The organism is Daejeonella sp., from assembly GCF_049655485.1.
In the GTDB taxonomy this organism is placed as follows: domain Bacteria; phylum Bacteroidota; class Bacteroidia; order Sphingobacteriales; family Sphingobacteriaceae; genus Daejeonella.
The window spans coordinates 1-1,833 of the sequence record NZ_JBASJU010000175.1; the positions used below are offsets into that span (position 1 = coordinate 1).

2 protein-coding genes are annotated in these 1,833 nt (G+C 42.1%); both read right to left on the reverse strand.

The window, feature by feature from the left end:
- The coding region (locus WBJ10_RS07190; protein WP_424288839.1) for a nucleotide sugar dehydrogenase at window positions 1–1,188 on the reverse strand (1,188 nt) is incomplete at its 3' end.
- Between the two features lie 305 nt (window positions 1,189–1,493).
- Window positions 1,494–1,833 (reverse strand): YdcF family protein (locus WBJ10_RS07195; protein ID WP_424288840.1); only part of this gene is annotated, 340 nt, incomplete at its 5' end.

Below are 1,833 nucleotides of genomic sequence, written 5' to 3' on the forward strand. Positions count from 1 at the left end.
CATTTGCTCGAAATTTAAGGAATTAAACTCATCGTGAGCTACACACAATACAACTGCCGCATATATTCCATGAGGCATGATATTAAACACTTCTATTCCGTACTCCCTCCGCACCTCTTCGGAGTCAACGAGCGGATCATATATATCTACCTGAACACCGAATTGAATAAACTCATTATAAATGCCCATAACCTTGGAATTGCGAGTATCCGGACAATTTTCCTTAAAAGTAAATCCCAAAAGCAAAACCCTTGCTGTAGTTAGTACAATTTCTTTCTTCAGCATCATCTTTACCACCTTGGTCGCTATAAACTCCGGAATATGCTCATTCACTCGTCGCCCTGATAAAATCACTTCAGGAAAGTAACCAAGTTTCTCAGCTTTATGTGTTAAATAATATGGATCCACACTAATGCAATGGCCCCCGACTAATCCTGGTTTGAACTTTAGAAAATTCCACTTTGTACCTGCAGCGTCCAGCACTTCCTGGGTATCGATTCCTATTCTATCGAAAATAAGTGCAAGTTCATTTACAAAGGAGATATTAATATCTCTCTGCGCATTTTCAATGGCTTTCGAGGCTTCAGCAACTTTAATACTCGATGCAAGGTAAGTGCCCGCTGTGATGATCTTCTTATAAAGCTCATCGATCATGATAGCATACTCAGGTGTGGAACCGGAAGTTACCTTGACTATAGAAGTTAGAGTATGAACCGGATCACCCGGGCTAATGCGCTCTGGGGAATAGCCATAAAAGAAATCAGTATTTGCTTTTAGCCCGCTCGTATTTTCAAGCACTGGCACACATTCTTCTTCGGTACAGCCAGGATAAACGGTCGATTCGTAGATAACAACATCTCCTTTTTTCAAAACCGACGCAACAGTTTCCGAAGCTTCTAAAAGTGCGGATAGGTCCGGTTGTTTATTATGGTCAATCGGCGTAGGAACTGTGATGATAAAAATCGTTGACTCAGCAATGCTTTTAACATCGCTGGTAAACGTCACCTGACTATCACGCAATTCCCCCTCGCTCAGTTGTTTGGTCTTGTCGATGAATGAATTTAACTGATCAATCCGGGCAGAGTTTATATCAAAGCCTCTAACCTCATAATGCCGCGCAAATTCAACCGCCAGAGGCAAGCCTACATAGCCTAAACCGATTATTGAGATCGTGGTGGCTTTCGTCATTTGGTTTGTTGGGTTGCTATATATCCTGCCCGGGCTATTAAAAAATTCATCTTAGATTTCTCGACACCAAATATTAAAGGGCGAAGATAATAATTATGTACAGCATTACTCTACTGAGCTTCATAGCACAAGAAGTAGGAAAGCAAGAACTAGCTGTACCCTAAAACTTTATACACCCAATATCCTGTAATCTCATGTATCAAAGTCGACCAGCTCGCCAGCGCTCCCTCCGAAGGAATTACTAAATCCGCAAAATCAACATTCCTATCTCCCGTATAAAAATCCGTAGGATAGCCCTCTACACTTCAGCCCGCCTTTTGAAAACACCCCATCGCCCGTGGCATATGAAATGCAGAAGTAACTAACAAAAATTTTGGCTGTAGTTGAAGGCTATCAATTAGCCTCTTGGAAAACCGTGCGTTCTCGACCGTATTACGTGACTCACTTTCTATATATAGTACCGAATCAGGAACACCGCTAAATAAAAAGACCTTTTTCAAATGTTCAGCTTCCGGAACCTTCTTGCCGACTAAAGCGCCAGAGCCCCCGGATATAATAATTCTTTTGATTTTACCGGCTTTATACAATTGAATAGCATGTACCACCCGGTCCGCTCCCTTCCCAAAAAACACCCGGTCCGGAGCA